General features: G+C 67.0%; 20 protein-coding genes. 13 read left to right on the forward strand and 7 right to left on the reverse strand.

Annotation, left to right across the window (positions count from 1 at the left end):
• Nucleotides 1–92: 92 nt before the first annotated feature.
• The 3 genes from TEP_RS13425 to map all read left to right on the forward strand — a co-directional run bounded on the left by TEP_RS13425 (nt 93) and on the right by map (nt 1,525).
• Nucleotides 93–452 carry a VOC family protein gene (locus TEP_RS13425; RefSeq protein ID WP_132825602.1) on the forward strand — a complete coding sequence of 120 codons (360 nt, stop codon included), beginning with the start codon at nt 93–95 and terminating at the stop codon, nt 450–452.
• 67 nt (nt 453–519) lie between these two features.
• Entirely contained in the window at nt 520–732 is a 213-nt protein-coding gene (locus TEP_RS13430) for a ParD-like family protein (RefSeq protein WP_025873788.1), read from the forward strand.
• Between the two features lie 10 nt (nt 733–742).
• Nucleotides 743–1,525 (forward strand): type I methionyl aminopeptidase, encoded by a 783-nt coding sequence (map, locus tag TEP_RS13435; RefSeq protein WP_132825603.1) that lies wholly within the window; start codon nt 743–745, stop codon nt 1,523–1,525.
• On the opposite strand, the gene TEP_RS13440 is transcribed toward map, so the two are convergent.
• A complete protein-coding gene (locus TEP_RS13440) occupies nt 1,522–2,136 on the reverse strand; it encodes a LysE/ArgO family amino acid transporter (RefSeq protein WP_049465142.1) in 615 nt (204 codons plus the stop codon). The two genes, map and TEP_RS13440, sit on opposite strands and share 4 nt — an antisense overlap.
• 104 nt (nt 2,137–2,240) lie before the next feature.
• On the opposite strand from TEP_RS13440, the gene TEP_RS13445 reads away from it, so the two are divergent.
• The 5 genes from TEP_RS13445 to TEP_RS13465 all read left to right on the forward strand — a co-directional run bounded on the left by TEP_RS13445 (nt 2,241) and on the right by TEP_RS13465 (nt 7,924).
• Entirely contained in the window at nt 2,241–3,134 is an 894-nt protein-coding gene (locus TEP_RS13445) for a LysR family transcriptional regulator ArgP (RefSeq protein ID WP_132825604.1), read from the forward strand.
• Between the two features lie 111 nt (nt 3,135–3,245).
• Nucleotides 3,246–4,622 carry a TolC family protein gene (locus TEP_RS13450; protein ID WP_206140213.1) on the forward strand — a complete coding sequence of 459 codons (1,377 nt, stop codon included), beginning with the start codon at nt 3,246–3,248 and terminating at the stop codon, nt 4,620–4,622.
• On the forward strand, nt 4,615–5,628 hold the full coding sequence (locus TEP_RS13455; protein WP_132825606.1) for an efflux RND transporter periplasmic adaptor subunit: 1,014 nt from the start codon (nt 4,615–4,617) through the stop codon (nt 5,626–5,628). The genes TEP_RS13450 and TEP_RS13455 overlap by 8 nt, the downstream gene beginning before the upstream one ends.
• Nucleotides 5,613–6,800, forward strand: coding sequence for an ABC transporter permease (locus TEP_RS13460; protein WP_132825607.1), 1,188 nt, complete (start codon nt 5,613–5,615; stop codon nt 6,798–6,800). The genes TEP_RS13455 and TEP_RS13460 overlap by 16 nt, the downstream gene beginning before the upstream one ends.
• Nucleotides 6,797–7,924 (forward strand): ABC transporter permease, encoded by a 1,128-nt coding sequence (locus TEP_RS13465; RefSeq protein ID WP_132825608.1) that lies wholly within the window; start codon nt 6,797–6,799, stop codon nt 7,922–7,924. The genes TEP_RS13460 and TEP_RS13465 overlap by 4 nt, the downstream gene beginning before the upstream one ends.
• A 45-nt stretch (nt 7,925–7,969) precedes the next feature.
• Here TEP_RS13465 and TEP_RS13470 read toward each other — a convergent pair whose 3' ends face one another.
• The 3 genes from TEP_RS13470 to TEP_RS13480 form a co-directional block, all read right to left on the reverse strand.
• The gene (locus TEP_RS13470; RefSeq protein WP_206140215.1) at nt 7,970–9,286 is read right to left on the reverse strand and encodes a hypothetical protein; all 1,317 of its coding nucleotides are present in this window, start codon (nt 9,284–9,286) and stop codon (nt 7,970–7,972) included.
• 190 nt (nt 9,287–9,476) lie between these two features.
• A complete protein-coding gene (locus TEP_RS13475) occupies nt 9,477–9,845 on the reverse strand; it encodes a glycine zipper 2TM domain-containing protein (RefSeq protein WP_025873797.1) in 369 nt (122 codons plus the stop codon).
• Between the two features lie 140 nt (nt 9,846–9,985).
• Nucleotides 9,986–12,208, reverse strand: a complete 2,223-nt coding sequence (locus TEP_RS13480) for a methyl-accepting chemotaxis protein (protein WP_132825609.1) — start codon at nt 12,206–12,208, stop codon at nt 9,986–9,988.
• 240 nt (nt 12,209–12,448) lie between these two features.
• Here TEP_RS13480 and TEP_RS13485 point away from each other — a divergent pair, with 240 nt between their 5' ends.
• Nucleotides 12,449–12,841, forward strand: coding sequence for a barstar family protein (locus TEP_RS13485; RefSeq protein WP_132825610.1), 393 nt, complete (start codon nt 12,449–12,451; stop codon nt 12,839–12,841).
• 27 nt (nt 12,842–12,868) lie between these two features.
• Here TEP_RS13485 and TEP_RS13490 read toward each other — a convergent pair whose 3' ends face one another.
• A complete protein-coding gene (locus TEP_RS13490; RefSeq protein WP_132825611.1) occupies nt 12,869–13,474 on the reverse strand; it encodes a hypothetical protein in 606 nt (201 codons plus the stop codon).
• Between the two features lie 323 nt (nt 13,475–13,797).
• Here TEP_RS13490 and mutS point away from each other — a divergent pair, with 323 nt between their 5' ends.
• The 3 genes from mutS to katG all read left to right on the forward strand — a co-directional run bounded on the left by mutS (nt 13,798) and on the right by katG (nt 19,508).
• Nucleotides 13,798–16,389, forward strand: a complete 2,592-nt coding sequence (mutS, locus tag TEP_RS13495; RefSeq protein ID WP_132825612.1) for a DNA mismatch repair protein MutS — start codon at nt 13,798–13,800, stop codon at nt 16,387–16,389.
• A 119-nt stretch (nt 16,390–16,508) separates the two neighbouring features.
• On the forward strand, nt 16,509–17,123 hold the full coding sequence (locus TEP_RS13500; RefSeq protein WP_132825613.1) for a DUF937 domain-containing protein: 615 nt from the start codon (nt 16,509–16,511) through the stop codon (nt 17,121–17,123).
• A 144-nt stretch (nt 17,124–17,267) separates the two neighbouring features.
• Nucleotides 17,268–19,508, forward strand: coding sequence for a catalase/peroxidase HPI (gene katG / locus TEP_RS13505; protein WP_132825614.1), 2,241 nt, complete (start codon nt 17,268–17,270; stop codon nt 19,506–19,508).
• An 83-nt stretch (nt 19,509–19,591) separates the two neighbouring features.
• On the opposite strand, the gene TEP_RS13510 is transcribed toward katG, so the two are convergent.
• Nucleotides 19,592–19,999 (reverse strand): RNA-binding S4 domain-containing protein, encoded by a 408-nt coding sequence (locus TEP_RS13510; protein ID WP_132825615.1) that lies wholly within the window; start codon nt 19,997–19,999, stop codon nt 19,592–19,594.
• 9 nt (nt 20,000–20,008) lie between these two features.
• On the reverse strand, nt 20,009–20,248 hold the full coding sequence (locus TEP_RS13515; protein WP_132825616.1) for a hypothetical protein: 240 nt from the start codon (nt 20,246–20,248) through the stop codon (nt 20,009–20,011).
• Nucleotides 20,249–20,310: 62 nt separating this feature from the next.
• Here TEP_RS13515 and TEP_RS13520 point away from each other — a divergent pair, with 62 nt between their 5' ends.
• A complete protein-coding gene (locus tag TEP_RS13520) occupies nt 20,311–21,783 on the forward strand; it encodes an MATE family efflux transporter (protein WP_132825617.1) in 1,473 nt (490 codons plus the stop codon).
• The last annotated feature ends 64 nt before the right edge of the window (nt 21,784–21,847 follow it).

Raw genomic sequence — 21,847 nt, forward strand, 5'->3', positions numbered from 1 at the left:
CCGCTGGCCGGCAATGCCAACCAAGGTTGGCAACTACCGGACCNGGCCAGCGGCCGGCACTACACTGGACGCCTGCCCCATGAGCCCTCGCCATGCCCCAGACCGTCATCCCGCAGCTGCGCATGCGCCATGCCGATACCAGCCTGCCCTTCTACGTGCAGGGCTTGGGCTTCATCGTCGACTGGGAGCACCGCTTCGAACCCGGCTTCCCGCTGTTCGCCCAGCTTACCCGCGAAGGCCAGACGATCTTCCTGACCGAACACGCCGGCGACTGCGAGGTAGGCGGTGCGGTGTATTTCATCGTCACCGACGTCGATGCCCTGCGCCGCGCGTTCAGCGCTGCGGGTGTACCCATCGAGCAGCCGCCACACGATACCGACTGGGGAAGCCGCGAGATGCTGATCGTCGACCCGGACGGCAATCGCCTGCGCTTCGCCACCGACGCTGGCTGAATGCCACGCGCTTGAGCGGTAATATACGTTTCGTATACGCTTCATACATTCCCAGTCGAGAACGCCCATGGGCATCGTCAACATCGATGACACCCTGCACGACCAGCTGCGCCGTGCCTGCACCGTCTCCAACCGCTCGATCAACGCCCAGGCCACGTTCTGGATCCGGGTCGGCATGCTCTGCGAGATGAACCCGACCCTGAGCTTCCAGGACGTCGTCGCCAGTGAACTACGCGCCGCCGGTGTGCAGCCGCAGCTGCTTGCCCCTGGGCGGGCCTGAGCCGATGGCCATGATCAAGCGGCCCGACGAGATCGACCGTCTGGCCGAGTCCGGACGGCTGCTGGCGCAGGTCTTCGCCATGCTCGACGCCCTGCCCCTGCAGGGCCGCAGCACGCTGGAGATCAACGACATCGTCGAGCGGATGATCGTCGACGAGCTGCAGGCACGGCCCGCCAGCAAGGGGCAGTACGGGTTCCCGTACGTGCTCAACGCCTCGATCGACAACGTCATCTGCCACGGCATGCCATCGGCCGATGACGTGCTGCGCAATGGCCAGATCGTCAACCTCGACATCACCCTGGAGAAGAACGGCTACATCGCCGATTCCAGCACCACGTATGTTGTGGGTGATGCCGACTACGCCGCGCGGAAGCTGGTGCAGACCACCTACCAGGCCATGTGGAAAGGCATCGCCGCCGTGCGGCCCGGCGCGCGCCTGGGCGATATCGGCCACGCCATCGCCCGCCACGCCCGCAGCCACGGCTACAGCGTGGTCAAGGAATACTGCGGCCACGGTATCGGCCAGGAGATGCACGAGGAGCCGCAGATCCTGCATTACGGCCATGCCGGCACCGGCATGGAGCTGCAGGAAGGCATGGTGTTCACCATCGAGCCGATGCTCAACCAGGGCAAGCCTGCCATCCGCCAGCAGCCGGACGAATGGCCGGTGTACACCCGCGACGGCAAGCTGTCGGCGCAGTTCGAGCACACCGTGGCCGTGACCGGCAGCGGCGTGCGCGTGCTGACCCTGCGCCCGGGTGAAACCCCGTTGTGCGCGGTGGATGCGGCCTAGAGCGGGCGCAGCAGCAACAGCAGCGCAAGGCACAGCATGAAGGCCGCCACGCCTGCATCCAGCAACCGCCATGCTGCCGCGTTGCGGAACACCGGCTGCAGCAACCGGGCGCCGAACCCCAGCCCGCAGAACCAGAGCACGCTGGCCACGCAGGCGCCTGCTGCGAACGCCCAACGCAGGTCACCCGGGTAGCGCGTGGACAGGCTGCCCAGCAGCACCATCGTATCCAGGTACACGTGCGGGTTGAGCAGGGTGAACGCCAGGCAGGCCAGCAGCACCTGCCGCCGGCTGCCACCACTGGCATCGGCCGCGGCCAGCGCGCTGCCACCGCGCCACGCGCGCAGCCCAGCCTGCAGCCCATAGCACAGCAGGAAGGCGGCCCCGCCGAAGCGCAGCACCTGCAACAGCAACGGCCACTGCAGCACCAGCGCCCCCATGCCGCCAACGCCGGCCAGGATCAGCGCGATGTCCGCGCCCATGCAGGCCAGTACCACCATGCCCACGTAGCGGCGCTGCAGCCCCTGCCGCAGCACGAAGGCGTTCTGCGCGCCGATGGCAATGATCAGGCCAGCACCTGCAAACAGGCCGGCCAGTGCCGCAGCAATCCACATTCGACGCTCTCCCCCATGAAAAGAGACTCAGGGTGCGACCAACGGACTGATTAAGGCCAACTGGTTTTTCTTTATCCTGTGCAGAAACACTGAAGAGGCTCCGCGTGGACCTGGTACATCCGCAGTTGAGCGCTTTCACCGCCGTGCTCGAAGAAGGCAGCTTCGAGGCCGCTGCACGCCGCCTGTCGATCAGCCCGTCGGCGTTGTCGCAACGGATCAAGGCGCTTGAGGACCGGCTGGGCCAGGTGCTGGTGGTGCGCCAGTCCCCGTGCCGGCCTACCGCTGCCGGCGAAGTGCTGCTGCGGCGGGTGCGGCCGATGCAGGCACTGCAGGCCGAAGCGCTTGCCGAACTGCTGCCGGAACACGGCAGCGATGCCACCCGTACGCCGATTCCGCTGGCGGTCAACGACGATTCGCTGGACACCTGGTTCGTCGCCGCCATCGCCGAGCTGCACCAGCGCCACGGCTACCTGTTCGACCTGCGCATGGACGACCAGGACCACACCCTGGAACTGCTGCGCACCGGCAGCGTGCTTGGCGCGGTCACCGCCGAACGCAGACCGCTGAAGGGCTGCAACGTGCATCCGCTGGGCGCGATGCGCTACCACGCCATCGCCTCACCGGCATTTGCGCGCCGCCACTTCAGCGCGGGCATGCAGGCCGAAGCATTGGCCTCGGCGCCGATGATCGTGTTCAACCGCAAGGATGAACTGCAATGGCGTTTCCTGCGCAGGCTCACCCGAGCGCGGTTGCAACCGCCCGTACACTACCTGCCCTCCTCCACCGGCTTCGTCGATGCTGCCGCGCGTGGGCTGGGCTGGTGCCTGGCGCCGGAGGCCCTGGTCACGCCAGCGGCAGAGGCCGGACAGATTGTGGTGCTGGAACCGCGTCGCTGGCTCGACGTACCCTTGTTCTGGCAGCATGCCGCCGTGCGTTCGAGCACGTTGCAACACATCACCCACGCGCTGCGTACCGCCGCGGGCAATACCCTACGTTGAAAAGAGCATGATCCAGACCACCGCAGACCCCGGCTTCACGCGCGGACCACTACCGTTTGCCCACTTCTTCACTACAGGAACGGCATGCGCCTGAGCTGCCCACGGACAAGGATGCATCGCGCGCTCGGCGCTGCCGGCCTGGCCTTGCTGGCCAGCCTGCCGCTGGCTGCAGCGGCACAGACCAGCGCGCCTCCCGCACTGGAATGGGAACAGGCGCGGCAGCGTCTGGAACAGGTCTCCGACGCGCTGGCCGCTGCTGATGCCGGCGTGCGCAACAAGGAAGAACTGCACGAGGCCACCCGCCTGCTGCGCCTGCCGGAGATCACCGGCGAAGTGCGGCGGCTGCAGTTCCAGAAGACACTGACCCTGCCGCTGGGCTCGCTGGCGCCGGTGGCCGAAGCCTTTGGCATCGATTCACCGCTGTCGTTCACCGAGCGCGACTGGCGCACACGGCCGGTGGTCACTGCGGTGCTGCCGCTGTACACCGGCGGCCTGATCCCGGCCGCGCAGCGTGCTGCCGGCGCGGCCAGCGAACAGGCCAGCGCCGAGCGCGAAGCGCAGCGGCAGTCGCTGACCGTGCAACTGGCCCAGGCCTACTTCGGTCAGCGCTTGGCCGAACAGGCAGTGGTCGTGCGTCGCGACGTGCGCGATGGTTTGAACCGCCACCTGTCCGATGCCGAGAAACTGGAACGCGAAGGCTTCGCCACGCGTGCGCAGCGCCTGCAGGCCACCGTCGCCCGCGACAAGGCCGAGCGCGAATACCAGAAGACCCTCAATGATCTGGCCACGCTGAAGGCTGCACTGGCCACGCTGTTGCGCAGTGGCGGTGATGTGCAGCCGCTGTCGCCGCTGTTCGTGCAGCGCGCGCCGCTGGAACCGGTCGCCACCTTCGAGCGCACCGCACAGGCACGGCAGCCGCAGATCGCCCGCCTGCGCGCGATCGTGGCGCAGGCCGAACAGGGCGTGCGCGTGCAGCAGGCCAAGCTGAAGCCAACGGTATTCCTGTTCGGCCAGTACGACTTCCGCCGCCGCGACGAAATGCTGACCGATCCGGACTGGGCGTTCGGCATCGGCCTGAAGTACACCTTCCTGTCGCCGAACTCACGGCCGGCACAGATCAGCGCGGCACGCGCGCAGCAGGAGCAGGCCGAGGCCGGCCTGCGCGAGGCCGAGAACCAGGTCGCGCTGGGTGTGCGCAAGGCCTGGAACGAGCTGGAAACCGCACGCCAGCAGTTCGTGCTGCTGGACAGCAGCATCGCCCAGGCCGACGAGAACCTGCGCCTGCAGGAGCTGGCCTTCCGCGAAGGCCAGGCCACCTCGCTGGACGTGATCGACGCACGGCTCGGTCTCGGCGGTGCCCGCATCGAACGTGCGCAGGCCGCCTACCAATACGATATCGCCTTGGCGCAACTGCTTGAGGTGAGTGGACAGATGGACCGCTTCGAAGACCATCGGCGGCGTGCAGACGAGGTAATTGATCATGAGTGATGTGTTGCACGACGAAGCCGCCACGCCCCCGGGCAAGCGCCGGCTGGGGCCGGTTCTGCTGGTGGTGCTGCTGGTGGCGGTGGTGCTGGGCCTGTGGCTGGCCTGGCGCAGCCCCGCCGACCAGATCCAGGGCATGGCCGACGCCGACACCCTCAATGTGTCGGCCAAGATCACCGCGCGCGTGGCCGAACTGAAGGTCCGCGAGGGCGATCACGTGCAGGCCGGGCAGGTGCTGTTCCTGCTCGACAGCCCCGAAGTAGCAGCCAAGGAACAGCAGGCGCACGGCGCACTGGCTGCGGCGCAGGCGGTGGCCGACAAGGCTGCCGAAGGCGCACGCAGCGAAGACATCCGCGCAGCCGAAGCCAACTGGAAGCGCGCCGAAGCCGGTGCCACGCTTGCCGATGCCACCTACCGGCGCGTGCAGAACCTGTTCAACGAAGGGGTGATGACCCGGCAGAAGCGCGATGAAGCGGCGGCCCAGGCCACCAGCTCGCGCGAACTGGCCCGCGCCGCCCGCGCCCAGTACGACATGGCGTTGACCGGCGCGCGCGAACAGGACAAGCGTGCCGCGCAGGGCCAGGTGCAGCAGGCCCAGGGTGCGGTGGCGGAAGTCAACGCCGCGCGCGTTGAAGTGGAAGGCCGCGCGCCGGTGGCCGGCGAGATCAACAAGCGCATGGCCGACCCGGGCGAACTGGTACCCGCCGGCTTCCCCGTGTTCACCCTGGTCGACATCGACCGCATGTGGGTGTCGATGAACCTGCGCGAATCGCAGATGCAGGGCCTGAAGGTCGGCAGCAAGCTGCAGGGCAGCGTGCCGGCACTCGGCAAGGACGGTGAGTTCGAGGTCTACTTCATCAATCCCGCGGGCGACTACGCCACGTGGCGCACCACCCGCCAGTCATCGGGCTACGACGTGCGCAGCTTCGAAGTGCGGGTGCGCCCGGTACGCCGCATCGAGGGCTTCCGCCCCGGCATGAGCGTGCTGTTCGCATGGCCGCAGCACTGAACACCAGCCGCAGCGGCTTCGGCAGCTCATGGCAGCGCGAACTGCACCGGTTGCGCAGCAACCGCGCAGACCTTGCACTGGTCACCGTGCTGCCGCTGTTGATGCTGGTGGTGATGGCCTGGATGTTCTCCGCATCGGTGATGCGCGATGTGCCGATTGCCGTGGTCGACCTTGACCACAGCAGCGACAGCCGCCTGCTGCTGCGCATGCTCGACGCCAGCCCCGGCGTGCGCATCGCCCGCCAACCGGCCGATATGGAGGAGGCGCGCGCGCAGCTGCGCCGGCTGGAGGTGTTCGCGGTGGTGCTGGTGCCGCGCGATGTGACCCGCCAGGCGCTGCGCGGCCGGCAGGGCACGGTGTTTTCCTATTACAACGCCACCTACATGACCACCGGCCAGTCCGCCGCGCGGGATATCGGCGACGCGGTATCGGCATGGAACGTGCGGCTGCTGCGCGAACGCATCGGCCTGCAGGTCGGGCCGGGCAAGCTGCGTGCCGCCCCCATCGCGGTGCAGTCGGACATCCTGTTCAACCCGGCGCGCAGCTACGAGCTGTTCCTGCTGCCACTGATCTTCCCGGCGGTACTGTCGCTGGTACTGGCGCTGGCCGTGGCCGGCAGCCTCGGCCGTGAGATCCGCGACGGTACCCTGCCCGCCTGGCTGGGCCATGCACCATGGTCAGCCATTGCCGGCAAGGTGCTGCCCTACGTGCTGCTGTTCTCGTTGTACGGCGCGCTGGGCGCGGCCTACCTGGCCTGGCTGCGTGGCGACGGCATCGCTGGCAGCGTGCTTCTGCTGCTGCTCGCACAGCCGCTGTTCTACCTGGCCACCGCGGCCTATGCCCTGTTCTTTGTCGGCGTCACCCGTGACATGGGCACGGCCCTGTCCGCCGTGGGCCTGAGCATCGGCACCGCGCTGGCGTTCTCCAGTGCTACGTTCCCGGTGATCGACGCACCGTTGTTCACCCGCGTCTGGCACCTGCTGCTGCCGCTCAGCGCCTACATCAAGCTGCAGACCCAGCAGCAGTTCATCGGCTCGCCGTTGACGGTCTCGCTGTGGCCGCTGGCAACGCTGCTGCTGATGATCGTGGTGGCCGGCGGCATCGGCGGCTGGCGCCTGCTGGCGTTCGCGCGCACGCCGCAGGCCGCGCAACCGGCCGGGGCAGGCGCATGAGCCGGATCTGGCACAGCCTGCGACAGACGCTGTTGGCCGTGCTCTGCGACCGCTATGCGATCGTGGTGATGGTGGGCGCGGTGATCCTGTACTCGTTCTTCTACCCCGCCGCCTATCGCCACCAGGTGGCCGGCAACCTGCCCGTGCTGGTGGTCGATGAAGACCACAGCGCGACCAGCCGCGAACTGCTGCGCAAGCTCGATTCGCTGCGCGTGGCCCATGTGGTCGGGCAACCGGCCGACCTGCAGGACGCGCGCGCACAGCTGGAGGCCGGCCATGCCGAAGGCATCGTGCTTATCCCGGCCAACCTGGAACGCGACATCCTGCGCGGGCATCCGGCCAAACTGGTGCTGCTCGGCAACGGCGCCTATCTTGGCCGCGCCAGCTGGGTACTGGGCAGCGTGGCCGATGCGCTGGGTGGGTTCGGCCGTGAAGCGGCTGTCACCCAGGCCGCGTTCATGGGCGCGCCACAGGCACCACCGGTCACCCTCGTGCAACGGCCCCTGTTCAACACCCAAGAAGGCTATGGCAGCGCGATCGTGCCCGGCGTGGCCGAACTGATCGTGCACCAGACGCTGCTGATGGGCATCGGCGTGCTGCTCGGCGGTCGCCGGCTGGTGCTGGGCCGGCGCCTGCAGTTCGACCTGCCCGCCCTGACCGGCATGGCCCTTGGCTTCGGCCTGATCGGGCTGTTCGGGCTGTTCTGGTACGCCGGCTTCACCGCCTGGGTGCAGGACTATCCGCGTGGCGGCAACCCGCTCGGCCAGCTGCTCGGCGGCACCCTCTTCATCGCTGCCACGGTGGCGTTCGGGCTGTTCGTCGGCAGTTTCTTCCGCACGCGCGAACGCGCCTTCCAGTACATCATCGCCACCTCGATCCCGCTGTTCTTCCTGGCCAGCCTGTCGTGGCCGGCGGTGATGACCCCGCGCCCGCTGGTGTGGCTGGCGCAGCTGCTGCCGACCACCTCCGGCATCAACCTGATGGTGCGCCTGAACCAGATGGACGCCAGCCTGGCCGAGGTCAGCCGCGAACTGATCACCCTGGCCGTGCTGCTGGTGCTGTACGGCGCCCTCGCCCTCTGGCGTCTGCACAGCCCAAAGGGGACGAAGGGGATCAAGTCGTAGCTGGCACGGAGAGGGAGAAAGCGACTTGATGCACTCCGTCCCCTTTTACGGCTCCGGCGCGTACCAGAAAGGGATGCTGTATTCGCGACGACGGCTGGGGCCGCGTTCGCCGCCGTCGGCGTTCCAGACCAGTCGCAGGTCATGCCGGCCCGGCTTCAGGTCCGCCATCGGCAGATAGCCCACCAGCCCGCGCATGTCCAGGTCGCGGCGTTCCATCGGCACGAAATCGTGCAGGTCGACCTTGCCGCCGTCGAGCTGCACCGTCCACAGGGTGGCCATGCAGTTCACCGCTGCGGTCGCGGCCAGTGCGCCCTGCGCTTCGTTGCTCGCACCACCGGCGCAGCGCTGTCGCGCCACCGGGTTGTCACGCTGCGGGCGATGGGGAATGAACAGGCGCAACCGCGATGCACTGATGGTATCGGCCGGAATCATCGGATAAGGCAGCAACCGGTCGTGCGCCGAGCGCAGCGATTCGTAGTGCGCGCCCAGCATGCCGTGGTTCACTGCCTCCTCGGTCAGCACGCTGTAGCGGTTGAACAGCGAGAACGTCATCGAGCCATAGACCTGCAGGGCGGCGAGCACCATCGCCAGCATCACCGCCGAAATATAGATCACCGTGAACGAGCGGCCGCGCAGGTTGCTCTGCAGGGTCCACTGCATGGTCTGCAGCAGGCGCAGCATGGGTACCCGCTGCAGGCCAGCCAGTACCGACTGCAGTCGCTTCTCCTGCCGTGCCGTGTCCAGGCCCCGCGCGCGACGCCGCGCGATCGACTTTTCCAGCAGCATCGGCACCATCGCCAGACCGAGCAGACAGAGCATCAACACCGCAACGATTCCCAGGGTGATGCGATCGACATCGCCGAAGGCGGCGCCGATGGCCATCGCCACGCCAAGCGAGACAATGGCCACCACCAGCGTGCCGGCCAGGGTCTGCACGCACAGCAGCGTGGTCGAGAACAGCATGGTGGCAAGCCGGTCCGCGCGTTCAATGGTGCCGTCGAGGCCGCCGTCGCGCTGCTGCAGGAACGCGCGTGAGAACGGCCCCAGCATCGTCAACCGGTCCCAGTCGATACCGTTGGGGAAGTGCGATTTCAGGCCGATCAGGCCGATCCAGTAGCCGCGCACGGCCAAGTGGATGATCAAGGCCACCGCCAGCACGTAACACATGCCGACGCCGATGCTGAAGGCGAACCACAGCGCCTGGAAATAGACACCTTCGGTATGCAGGCTGCTGCGCGCCCACGCATCGAACAGGTAGCCCGGCACGGCGAGCAGAGCGAAGGCGAGCAGGCCGGAAATGAACAGCTCCAGCTCGTCGGTGCGGTCACGCACGCGGGAGTAGCTGGCTGTCGTGCGAGGCATTGCATCCGCAACATCGGACGGGTCCCGACGGTCTACAGCGCTCGACTCGTTCACTGGCGATTCATCCCTGGAGGTCGGCGCAGTATAGGCATGCGCGCTGCCCCCATGGAACGGTCCGGAAACGGAGAACGCCGGCACGGGGCCGGCGTTCGGGGTACAGCAGTGTGGAAGGGGTTATCGCATGGAGGTATCAGCGATAGACGCGCTCACAACGGCGCTCGACCACGCGGTCTCCGGTCTTCTGCTGATGGTTGCCCTGGATCTGCCGCCCAGCTGCACCGCCTGCCACGGCACCGGCGACGGTCGCCAGCTTCTTGCCATTGCCGCCACCTACCTGGTTGCCCAACAGGCCGCCGACCACGGCGCCCGTAGCGGTACCGGTGATGCGGTTGGGATCGCGGGTATTGCGCTGTACTTCCACGTTCTTGCAGACCACGCGGCTGCCATCGTTGAACTTGCGCCCTTCATCACGCGGGCCGTAATTCTGTGCGCCAGCAACGGACGAGGCCGCCAGCAGGGTGCCCAGCACCATCAATCGGGTCGAGGTCTTCATGGCCATCTCCTGTGCTCCGGTATGGCGCAAGTGTCTGCCTGCACGTGGCAACTGCAGGTGAAATCCACGCCTCCAGGCGCTCAGCGGCCATCATCGGTTCAGGAAACAAAAATGCGCCCATCGCGACCCGCCTCGCGATGGGCGGCTTAGAACTCTTCCCACCCACCCGTGTTGGCAGCGAGCGGCGGGGCATTCCGCAGCGGCACCCCGGTCACGCGACGCACCGGCGGCACGCTTGCAGCGACCGCTGCCAACATCGGACGGACCGCTGCCGCCGCCACCGAAGCGCCCGTCCGGAACACCGACACCGCCTCGGCCAGCAGGTTGGCCTGTTCTTCCATCGACCGCGCAGCAGCACTGGCCTCTTCCACCAGCGCAGCGTTCTGCTGGGTGGTCTCGTCCATCTGCATCACCGTCTGGTTGACCTGCTCGATGCCGGAACTCTGTTCCTGCGAGGCTGCAGAGATCTCCGCCGTGATGTCGGTCACCCGCTGCACCGAGGCGACAATCTCGCCCATCGTCGTGCCGGCCTGACGCACCAGCGCCGAGCCGTCGGACACCTTGCCCACCGACTCTTCGATCAGGCCCTTGATCTCCTTGGCCGCACCCGCCGAGCGTTGTGCCAAGGTGCGCACCTCGCTGGCCACCACCGCAAAACCCCTGCCCTGCTCACCCGCACGCGCAGCTTCCACGGCGGCATTGAGCGCCAGGATGTTGGTCTGGAAGGCGATGCCATCGATCACGCTGATGATCTCGACGATCTTCTTCGACGACGCTTCGATGGCACTCATGGTGGTCACCACCTGGCCGACCACCTCGCCGCCCTGCGAGGCCACCCCATGTGCACCGATCGCCAGCTGGTTGGCCTGGCGCGCGTGTTCGGCGTTCTGCTTCACCGTGGAGGTCAGCTCCTCCATCGACGCTGCCGTTTCTTCCAGGTTGGCCGCCTGCTGCTCGGTACGCCGCGACAGATCGGTATTGCCCGAGGCGATTTCCCCTGCCGCCACATTGATGCTGGATGCACTGGCCTGGATACGGCCGACGATCTGGGTCAGCTGCTCGACGGTCGCGTTGCAGTCGTCGCGCATGCGGGCGAACACGCCGTGGAAGTCGCCCTGCATGCGTACGGTCAGATCGCCACGTGAGATCGCCTGCAACAGGCTCGACACCTGCACCAGGTTCTCGTCGGTGGTCTGCATCAACCGGTTCAGCCCGGTCACCATCTCGCCGAAATCATGCTCGAAGCGTGTTTCGTCGCCACGCAGGCTGAAGTCGCCCGCGGCCGCGGCTGTGGCCAGCCGGCGGATCTCGCCGTTGATGGCCGACAGACTCGATTTGGTCTCGTCCATGGCCTGGGTGATCGCCGCCTTCTCGCCCGGCAGGCGATCCATGTCCACCGACAGGTCGCCGCGCGCGTAGTGCTTCATCACCTCGATCAAGCGGTTCTGCACCTGCACGTGCGAGCCCACCAGCGCGTTGGTGTCATGCACCATGCGCCCGTAGTCGCCGGGGAAGGCGCTCTCGTCCATGCGATAACCCAGGCTGCCATCATCGTGCTGCCGCGCCATCTCGCCCTGCGCGGCCATCACCGCCTGCAGCTGCCCCTGCATGCGCTGCATGGACTTCAGCAACTGGGTCACCTCGTCATTGCCCGAAGCATCGATGACGTTGTCCAGGCGGCCGTTGGCGATGCCATCGGCCAGCTTCACCGCGCCCGCCAAGGGGCGGGTCAGGCTGCGGGTGATCGCCCACGCGGCCAGTGCGCCGAGAATCAGGCTGAGCACACCAAAGGCGATGGACAGGGTTCCCGTCCACGCTTCCGTGGCGCGGTATTCCTCACGGCTGCGTTCGGTCAGGGCTTCCTGGTGCCGCAGCAGGCTGGAGATCGCTCCATTCCAGGCCGTGGCCAGACCCTGCTCGGCCAGCAGCTCGGTGGCTGCACCGTCGTAGTCGCCCGCCTTCATCCGCTCGTGCAATTGTTGAGTGGAGACGTCGGTGGCCTTGCGCGCCGCCGCGATCTGCGCCACCAGCGTATCGCCAGCGGCATCGCGGGGAATCTTGACGTACTTGTCCCAGATACCGTCGTAGGTGCGGCTCAGTTCCTGCGCCCGCTGGTAGTCCTTGTCGAACTCCTCGCCGCGCTTGATCACCATCAGGCGACGATGCATCAGCACCGCGTTGTTGGTATCGAGCATGTCGTTCAACAACCGCATCTTGACCATGTTCACGCCCACTACCTTCTCGAACTGGGCGGACTTCAGATGGTTTCCGTACAACACCAGGCCGACAATGGCCAGGATGAACAGCAACAGCAGACCGAAGCCGGCGGAAAGCCGGGATCCCACACGGAGGTTGCGTAAGGCGAGCATCTCAATTCCCTTGATTGTGGCCCTATATCGGTGGCGGCACGACCCGGGGGAAACTTTAAGTACATTTATTGGAACAACACCTCGTTAACATAAATGCGTTCAAGCAGGGTTTTCCTTACTTCCTGCCTGCTGATTGCCCCCCGCAGCCCCGCATCGTCCAGCAATGAAGGCGGGTTGGGAACGTATCACCCCGATGAACAAGTCGCTCGCTGTTTGGCAGCGCAACGCTATAGTCGGCGCATGACCGTATTCCTGCAGATCGAAGGCACCGCCATCGCTGATATCCCCAGTTTCCATGCGGAAATCAACCGGGTATTCATGGCCGGCGAAGATTGGCGGCTCGGCCCCAGCCTCGATGCACTGGACGATCTGCTGTACGGCGGTTATGGCGCGCTGGCCGGGCACGAAACCGCCACGCTGGTCTGGCGCGACATCGACCGCAGCCGAGAGGCGCTGGGAGTGGATGCAACGCGGGCGTGGCTGGAAGACAAGCTGCGGCAGCCGGGTACGTTCAATGCCGGAACCATCGGCCGCCAGCTGGACGCCCTGCAACGTGGCGAGGGGCAGACCTACTTCGACATCGTGATGGAGATCTTCGCCAGCCACCCGACCATCACCCTGGTACAGGCCTGAGGCTGCCACGCCTGCTGCCGACGCCCATCAAGGAACGTGGCAACAGGTACCACATGCACAGCAGGAGCTTGCACCACAGCACTTCAGCGACTGTCCGCTGCCATCCTGGCACTTTGCGGCACAACATCCCTTATCGCGAGCGGTTGCCATCGGCGAGGCGATGGCACAGGCAGTCGCCCTGCCATCTCCTTCCGAGGGCGACGCTTCCACCGAATAGTCCAGCACCTGGACGTCGGACTGTCCCCCGCCCAGCCCACGCTTGCGGACACCCAGCGGCCGCCCCTCCATTGCCGCCGCCTGCACCATCGCCGGAGAGATCGTCAATGCGCCCTCCTGCAGCCGCGTCCCGTCCTGCCACAGGCTCCACTGCAGGTCTGCACCCGCTTCGCCGGCGACGGCCACCGCTTCGGCGATGTCGACCACCAGGCTGTAGCGTTGCCCGTGCCTGCCCTCCAGCGCGACGGTCGCCGTGCGCCCTTGCCGCACGCTCAGCCGGGGCGAAAACGCGGGGACGCCGTCGTACATCACCCGCAACGCAAGGTGGTGCAGGTCGTTCGACGGCGCCGCCTCTGCCGCCGGGGAAAGACCCGCGGCGCAGGCCAGAAATATCGAAAGCAACACCCGAAGGAACATGCATGACTCCGTTTGACCGCCCGATTGCGGCGATCCACCCTCCGCCGGACGTGCCGGCAAAAGCTGTGACCCACAACGCGGATTCACCCAGCACCAGCAGGCCGGCGCCGGCAACGACCGTTTCACTCGCAATTGCCCACCGGCAGAGACTCGCCCACAACCATTGAAAGCCGCACGCGCCACCGCAGCTGTTCGCCTGCGACACGCGCCCACGCCCCCGGCAAAAGCGTCCCCCTGCCCCGACCAGTTACCATGGACAACCCTGTACCGGCTCCGCCCCGCTGCCCTCCGGCGCGAGCGGACGCCTCTGATCCACGAGTCCCATGTCCAAAGACAAGTCCGCCGAACACACCCCGCTGATGAAACAGTTCTTCGCAGCCAAGTCCGACTACCCGGACCTGCTGCTGTTCTTCCGCATGGGCGACTTCTACGAGCTGTTCTACGACGACGCGCGCAAGGCCGCGCGCCTGCTCGACATCACCCTGACCCAGCGCGGCAGCTCCGGTGGTGCACCGATTCCGATGGCCGGCGTGCCGGTGCACGCCTACGAGGGCTACCTGGCACGGCTGGTCGCGCTGGGCGAATCGGTGGCGATCTGCGAACAGATCGGCGACCCGGCACTGGCCAAGGGGCTGGTCGAACGCAAGGTGGTGCGCATCGTCACCCCCGGCACGGTCACCGACGAAGCGCTGCTGGACGAGCGTCGCGACACCCTGCTGATGGCCCTGTCGCGCAACAAGAGCGGCTATGGCCTGGCCTGGGCCGACCTCGCCGGCGGCCGTTTCCTGGTCAACGAAGTGGACACCGATGACGCGCTGGAAGCCGAACTCGCGCGCCTGGAGCCGGCCGAACTGCTGGTGCCGGATGAGGAGAACTGGCCGGAGTTCCTGCGCCAGCGCAGCGGCGTGCGTCGCCGCGCGCCATGGCTGTTCGACGCCGACAGTGGCCGCCGCCAGCTGCTGAACTTCTTCAAGCTGCATGACCTGAGCGGCTTCGGCATCGACGACAAGCCGCGCGCAACGGCCGCTGCCGGCGCCCTGCTCGGCTATGTCGAGGAAACCCAGAAGCAGCGCCTGCCGCACCTGACCTCCATCTCGATGGAAACCGCCGGCGAAGCGATCGCGATGAACGCGGCAACGCGGCGCCATCTGGAGCTGGACACCCGTGTCGACGGCGATACCCGCAATACCCTGCTCGGTGTGCTCGACAGCACGGTGACGCCGATGGGCGGCCGCCTGCTGCGCCGGTGGCTGCATCGGCCGCTGCGCCTGCGCGAGGTGCTGGTGCAGCGCCACCACGCGGTGGAAACACTGATCGACCGCGGCGCGGACGCAGATATCCGCGAACAGTTCCGCCGCCTCGGCGACCTGGAACGCATCCTCACCCGCGTTGCCCTGCGCTCGGCACGGCCGCGCGACTTCTCCACCCTGCGCGATGGCCTCGGCCTGCTGCCGGCCGTACGCGAGGTGCTGGCACCGCTGGATTCACCACGCCTGCAGACCCTGCACGCCGCGCTCGGCGAACACGACGAATGCGCCCACCTGCTGGCCAGCGCGATCGCCGACATGCCGCCGCTCAAGCTCAGCGATGGTGGCGTGCTGGCCGATGGCTTCGACGCCGAGCTGGATGAGCTGCGCCGCCTGTCGACCCACGCCGACCAGTTCCTGGTCGACCTGGAACAGCGCGAGCGCGAGAGCAGCGGCATCGCCACCCTGAAGGTCGGCTACAACCGTGTGCACGGCTACTACATCGAAATCAGCAAGGGCCAGTCCGATCGTGCGCCGGTGCACTACACCCGCCGGCAGACACTGACCAACGCCGAGCGCTACATCACCGAAGAACTGAAGGCGTTCGAAGACAAGGTGCTGTCCGCCCGTGACCGTTCGCTGTCGCGCGAAAAGTACCTGTACGAGCAGCTGCTGGACACGCTGGGCACCCAGCTGGAGCCGCTCAAGCAGTGTGCTGCCGCGCTCAGCGAACTGGACGTGCTGGCCGCCTTCGCCGAACGTGCGCAGGCGCTGGACTGGGCGCGCCCGGAGCTGCAGGCCGAGCCGTGCCTGAAGATCGAGCGCGGCCGCCATCCGGTGGTGGAAGCGGTACGTGACCAGCCGTTCGAGCCCAACGACCTGGACCTGCACCCGGACCGTCGCATGCTGGTCATCACCGGCCCGAACATGGGCGGTAAATCGACCTACATGCGGCAGAACGCGCTGATCGTGCTGCTGGCCCACATCGGCAGCTTCGTGCCGGCCAGCCGCGCGCTGATCGGCCCGATCGACCGCATCCTGACCCGCATCGGCGCAGGCGACGACCTTGCCCGCGGGCAGTCGACCTTCATGGTCGAGATGGCCGAAACCAGCTACATCCTGCATCACGCCACCGCGCATTCGCTGGTGCTGATGGACGAGATCGGCCGCGGCACGTCCACCTACGACGGCCTGGCCCTGGCCGACGCGGTAGCGCGCCACCTCGCCCACGAAAACCGCTGTTACACGCTGTTTGCGACCCATTACTTCGAACTGACCGCGCTGGCCGACGAACAGCACGAAGGCGGCCGCAGCGGTATCGCCAACGTGCATCTGGATGCCGTCGAGCACGGCGAAACGCTGGTGTTCATGCATGCAGTGAAGGACGGTCCGGCCAACCGCAGCTTCGGCCTGCAGGTGGCTGCCCTGGCCGGCCTGCCGCGTGCCACCGTGGCACAGGCGCGCCGACGCCTGGCCGAGCTGGAACAGCGCGGTGGCGAAAGCCATGCCGCCGAACTCACTCCGCAGGCGCTGGATGCCCCGCAGCAGTTCGGGCTGTTTGCCGCTCCGCCGAACAAGGCCCAGGAGGCGCTGGCCGCGATCGACCCGGATGAGCTGACCCCGAAGCAGGCACTGGAAGCGCTGTACCGGTTGAAGGCGCTGCTGTAAGGCCGGCGGCAGGCTGCGCCGGCCCTGCCCGGCGGACGCCCGCCATGAAGCCTTCGCATTGCCGTCGTGTACACGGCGTTATGCTCGGGCGGTTCGCCCTTCACAGACCGGAGACCGCCATGAACACCGAATCCCTTGCTGCATCCCTCTTCCAGCAGCTGCAGCAGGGCCAAGGCCTGCAGCAGGTCTCGCAGCAGCTCGGCCTGGACAGCAGCCAGGCCACCCAGGCCGTCGGCAGCGCGCTGCCGCTCCTGCTCGGCGCGATGGGCCAGAACGCCAGCGAGCCGCAGGGTGCGCAGTCCCTGCTCAATGCCCTGCAGCGCGACCACCTCGGTTCGGGCGGCGGTGGCGGCGGTTTCGACATCGGCAGCATCCTCGGCGCGGTGATGGGCGGTGGCGGCGGCAACGCCACCGACGGTGCCGGCATCCTCGGCCACGTGTTCGGTGGGCAGACCTCGCAGGCGGCCGAAGTGCTGGGCCAGAAGACCGGCCTGGACAGCGGCAGGTCCAGCCAGCTGCTGGCGATCCTGGCCCCCATCGTCATGTCGTTCCTGGCCCAGCGGTTCGCCCAGAGCGGCAACGCCGGCCAGCTCAGCCAGGCCCTGGGCCAGGAAGCACAGCACTCCGGCGGCGGCATCGGCAGCCTGCTCGGCGGTGCGCTCGATCAGGACGGAGATGGCCAGTTCGGCGCCAGCGATCTGTTCAAGCTCGGCGCGGGCCTGCTCAAGCGCTGATCGCGCACAACGATGCAAGCGCTGCCGGCCATAGACATCCACTATCGCATCGGTTGAATCAATCGAATTTACCCATCGTTAGGCGATGCCTATGGTGGGTAAGCGATCTGATTCCCTCATTCGCCAGCCCACAGGTAGAGACCCATGAAAAGCGAAGCGAAGTGCCCGTTCAACCATGCCGTCGTCGGTGATGCGACGACCAACCGCGACTGGTGGCCGAACCAGCTGCGCGTGGATCTGCTCAACCAGCACTCCACGCGCTCCAATCCCCTTGATGCGGACTTCGACTACGCCAAGGCCTTCAACGGGCTGGACTACAACGCCCTGAAGGCCGACCTGAAGGCGTTGATGACCGACTCGCAGGACTGGTGGCCAGCCGACTTCGGCCACTACGGCGGGCTGTTCATCCGCATGGCTTGGCACAGCGCCGGCACCTACCGCATCGATGACGGCCGTGGCGGCGGTGGTCGTGGCCAGCAACGCTTCGCTCCGCTCAACAGCTGGCCGGACAACGTCAGCCTGGACAAGGCGCGGCGCCTGCTGTGGCCGATCAAGCAGAAATATGGCCAGGCCATTTCCTGGGCCGACCTGCTGATCCTGACCGGCAACGTCGCACTGGAATCGATGGGCTTCAAGACGCTCGGCTTCGCCGGCGGCCGTCCCGATACCTGGGAGCCGGACCAGGACGTGTACTGGGGCCGTGAGACCACCTGGCTCGGTGGCGACGTGCGTTACAAGCATGGCTCGGAGGGCGTGCAGGAGGACCACGGCGTGCTGGTTTCCGATGACGACGCTGATGGCGATGTGCACTCGCGCAAACTGGAAAACCCGCTGGCCGCGGTACAGATGGGCCTGATCTATGTGAACCCGGAAGGCCCGGATGGCAATCCCGATCCGGTGCTGGCCGCGCATGACATCCGCGACACCTTCGGCCGCATGGCGATGGACGATGAGGAAACCGTCGCCCTGATCGCCGGTGGTCACAGCTTCGGCAAGACTCACGGTGCCGGCCCGGCCGACAACGTCGGCAAGGAACCGGAAGCAGCGGGCCTGGAAAGCCAGGGCCTGGGCTGGGCCAACAGCTTCGGCAGCGGCAAGGGTGGCGACACCATCACCAGCGGTCTGGAAGTCACCTGGACCCGCACCCCCGCGCAGTGGAGCCACGACTTCTTCGAAATCCTGTTCGGCCACGAATGGGAGCTGAGCAAGAGCCCGGCCGGCGCCCACCAGTGGGTCGCCAGGAACGCGGACGCAGTGATTCCCGATGCGCACGACCCGTCGAAAAAGCACCGCCCGACCATGCTGACCACCGACCTGTCGCTGCGCATGGACCCGGCCTACGAAAAGATCTCGCGGAAATTCCTTGCTGATCCGCAGGCGTTCGCCGATGCCTTCGCCCGCGCCTGGTTCAAGCTGACCCATCGCGACATGGGCCCACGTGCGCGCTATCTCGGCCCGGAGATTCCGGCCGAGGAATTCATCTGGCAGGACCCGGTGCCGGAAGCCAGGCACCCGTTGATCGACGCCAAGGACATCGCCGCGCTGAAGCAGAAGATCGCAGCGACCGGCCTGAGCGTGGCCGAGCTGGTGTCCACGGCGTGGGCCTCGGCCTCGACCTTCCGCGGCTCGGACAAGCGTGGCGGCGCCAATGGTGCACGCGTGCGTTTGGCCCCACAGAAGGACTGGGCGGTGAACCAGCCGCAGCAGCTGGCCAAGGTGCTGGCCGCGCTGGAAAAGGTCCAGGCCGAGTTCAACGGCGCGGGCAGCAAGCAGGTGTCGCTGGCCGACCTGATCGTGCTGGCCGGTGGCGTCGGCATCGAGCAGGCAGCGAAGGCCGGCGGCCATGACCTGAGCGTGCCGTTCACCCCGGGCCGCACCGATGCCAGCCAGGAACAGACCGACGTCGAATCGTTCGCGGTACTGGAACCGGCTGCCGATGGTTTCCGCAACTACCTCAAGGGCGCTTACAGCGTGCCGGGTGAAGCGCTGCTGATCGACAAGGCACAGCTGCTGACCCTCACCGCACCGGAAATGACTGCCCTGGTCGGTGGCCTGCGCGTGCTCGGCGCCAATGCCGACGGTAGCAGGCACGGCGTGTTCACCAGCCGTCCCGGCACGCTGAGCAACGACTTCTTCGTCAACCTGCTGGACATGGGCACGACCTGGAAGGCAACCGGTCGCGAAAGCTATGAAGGCCGTGGCCGCAGCGATGGCACTGTGCGCTGGACGGGCACCCGTGCCGACCTGGTGTTCGGCTCCAACGCCGTGCTGCGCGCCCTGGCCGAGGTCTACGCCAGCGCCGATGGCGAGAAGAAGTTCGTGCAGGATTTCATCGCCGCCTGGACCCGGGTGATGGAGCTGGACCGCTACGACCTGCACGGTTGACCGGATATGTAGGTGCCGACCTTGGTCGGCACATGGCACAACGCCCACCAAGGTGGGCGACTACCAGCGCCCGGGCGGCGCCGTCACAGCGCGTCGATATCACCCAATGCACGGATCAACCGGCGTGCGCGCTTGTCCGGCTTGTGCTCCGGTGCCTGGTAGCCATCACGCGCGGCAATGCGCAGCGCACGCTGTTCGGCGCGGCGCGCCCTGGAGGCTTCGCTCTCGGCGTACAGCTGCTGCGCCACCGGTGCCGGGCCGCGCTGGTCGCTCAGGCCCAGCACCTGGATCTCGAAGTGTTCTTCACCGCGATCGACCAGCAGCTGCTCTCCCACGCGTACTGCGCGCGAGGATTTCGGACGCTGCCCGGCCACGGATACCTTGCCCGTCTCGATCGCCTGTTTGGCCAGGCTGCGGGTCTTGAAAAAGCGGGCCGCCCACAACCAGATGTCCAGACGAACGCTGGGCGCCAACGGGGAAAGCTCGGACATCGGTGGGGACTACTCCGTTCGCTTGTTCAGGGGGCGCGGATTGTCGGGGTCGGTGCGGCAGCCGCTGCCCCCGATCAATGCCGGCGTGCCGGCCGCCAGGTCCTGGCGCTGGCTGCCGACCAGGCACTCGGGGCGGTCGGTCGGCCGCACCTGGGTATCGCCCAGCCGGTCACCCCACGAACATGCGGCCAGTGCCGCTGCGATCAAGGCCGCCACGATCATCCGCATCGCCTGTTGTGGTTGACGCATTGCCACATCCTGCAAACCGGCTTGATGCTAGTGTGCGCCTCCCGGCAATCGATCACCACTCCATGGCCAAAGCGCCGCTTGACCTGACCTCCGGCCCGATCGGCCGCAACCTGCTGCTGTTCGCGCTGCCGATCCTGGCGGGCAACATCGCGCAGTCGCTGAACGGCTCGGTGAACGCGGTATGGGTGGGGCGCTTCCTTGGCGAAGCGGCACTGACCGCGACCGCGAACGCCAACAACATCATGTTCTTCCTGATCGGTTCGGTATTCGGCTTCGGCATGGCCTCGACCATCCTGATCGGCCAGGCCATCGGTGCGCGCGACATCGCCCAGGCACGACGCGTGGTCGGCACCAGCGCCACGTTCTTCATCGGCCTGTCGGTGGTCATCGCCATCGCCGGCTGGTTCCTGGCCCACCCGCTGCTGGCGGCGATGGGCACGCCCGCCGCCTCGCTGCCGTTGGCCGAGGCCTACCTGCGCATCATCTTCCTGGCGATGCCAACGCTGTACGCCTTCGCCTTCCTCAGTGCGGCGCTGCGCGGTGCCGGTGATTCGCGCACGCCCTTCCGCTTCCTGCTGGTCTCGGTGGTGCTGGACATCGCCCTGAACCCGGTACTGATCTTCGGCATGGGGCCGTTCCCCGAACTGGGCATCGCCGGCTCGGCCTGGGCCACGCTGGTGTCGCAGACGCTGTCGCTGGCCGGCCTGCTGCTGTACATGCGGCACAAGCGGCACACGCTGTGGCTGGGCCGCGCCGACATGCACCTGTTCAAGCTGGACATGACCATCCTGCGCGCGCTGGTGGTCAAGGGCGTGCCGATGGGCCTGCAGATGGTGCTGATCTCGCTGTCGGTGATCATGCTGATGACCATGGTCAACCAGTACGGTACCGACACCGGTGCGGCCTACGGTGCCTCGCTGCAGCTGTGGAACTACGTGCAGATGCCGGCGATGGCGATCGGTGCGGCATGCTCGTCGATGGCCGCGCAGAATGTCGGCGCGCAGCGCTGGGATCGCGTGCGCGGCACCGCACGCCAGGGCGTCGCGTTCAACTTCCTGCTGACCGGCGCGTTGATCCTGCCGCTGGTACTGCTGGACCAGTATTCGCTGGCCTTGTTCCTGCCGCAGGGCAGCGAGTCGCTGCAGATCGCGCGGCACCTGAACCACATCGTGATCGGCTCGTTCCTGTTCTTCGGCGTCAGCTTCGTGATCTCCGGCGTGGTGCGCTCCACCGGCGCGGTGCTTCCGCCGCTGCTGATTCTGGCCGCGTCGCTGTGGGGCGTGCGCGTGCCGTTCGCCGAATTCCTGCAGCCGTACTGGGGTGCCGATGCGATCTGGTGGAGTTTCCCGGCCGGCTCGCTGGTGTCGATGCTGCTGTCGCTGGCGTATTACCGCTGGGGTGGCTGGCGCAAGGCGAAGATGATCAGTACACCGGTGCATGCCGAAGAACTCGCCACGCCCTCGGAGATTCCCGCCTGTCCGCCCTCGCCGGTGGCCGACCCGGATGCGGCGCTGGAAACCAGCCCACCGCGTTGAACATGCACCGCTAGTGCCGGCCGCTGGCCGGCCAACCGCGCGATACCTGGGAAGTCCATGGGAT

The organism is Stenotrophomonas sp. TEPEL (assembly GCF_004348785.1).
GTDB lineage: Bacteria > Pseudomonadota > Gammaproteobacteria > Xanthomonadales > Xanthomonadaceae > Stenotrophomonas > Stenotrophomonas indicatrix.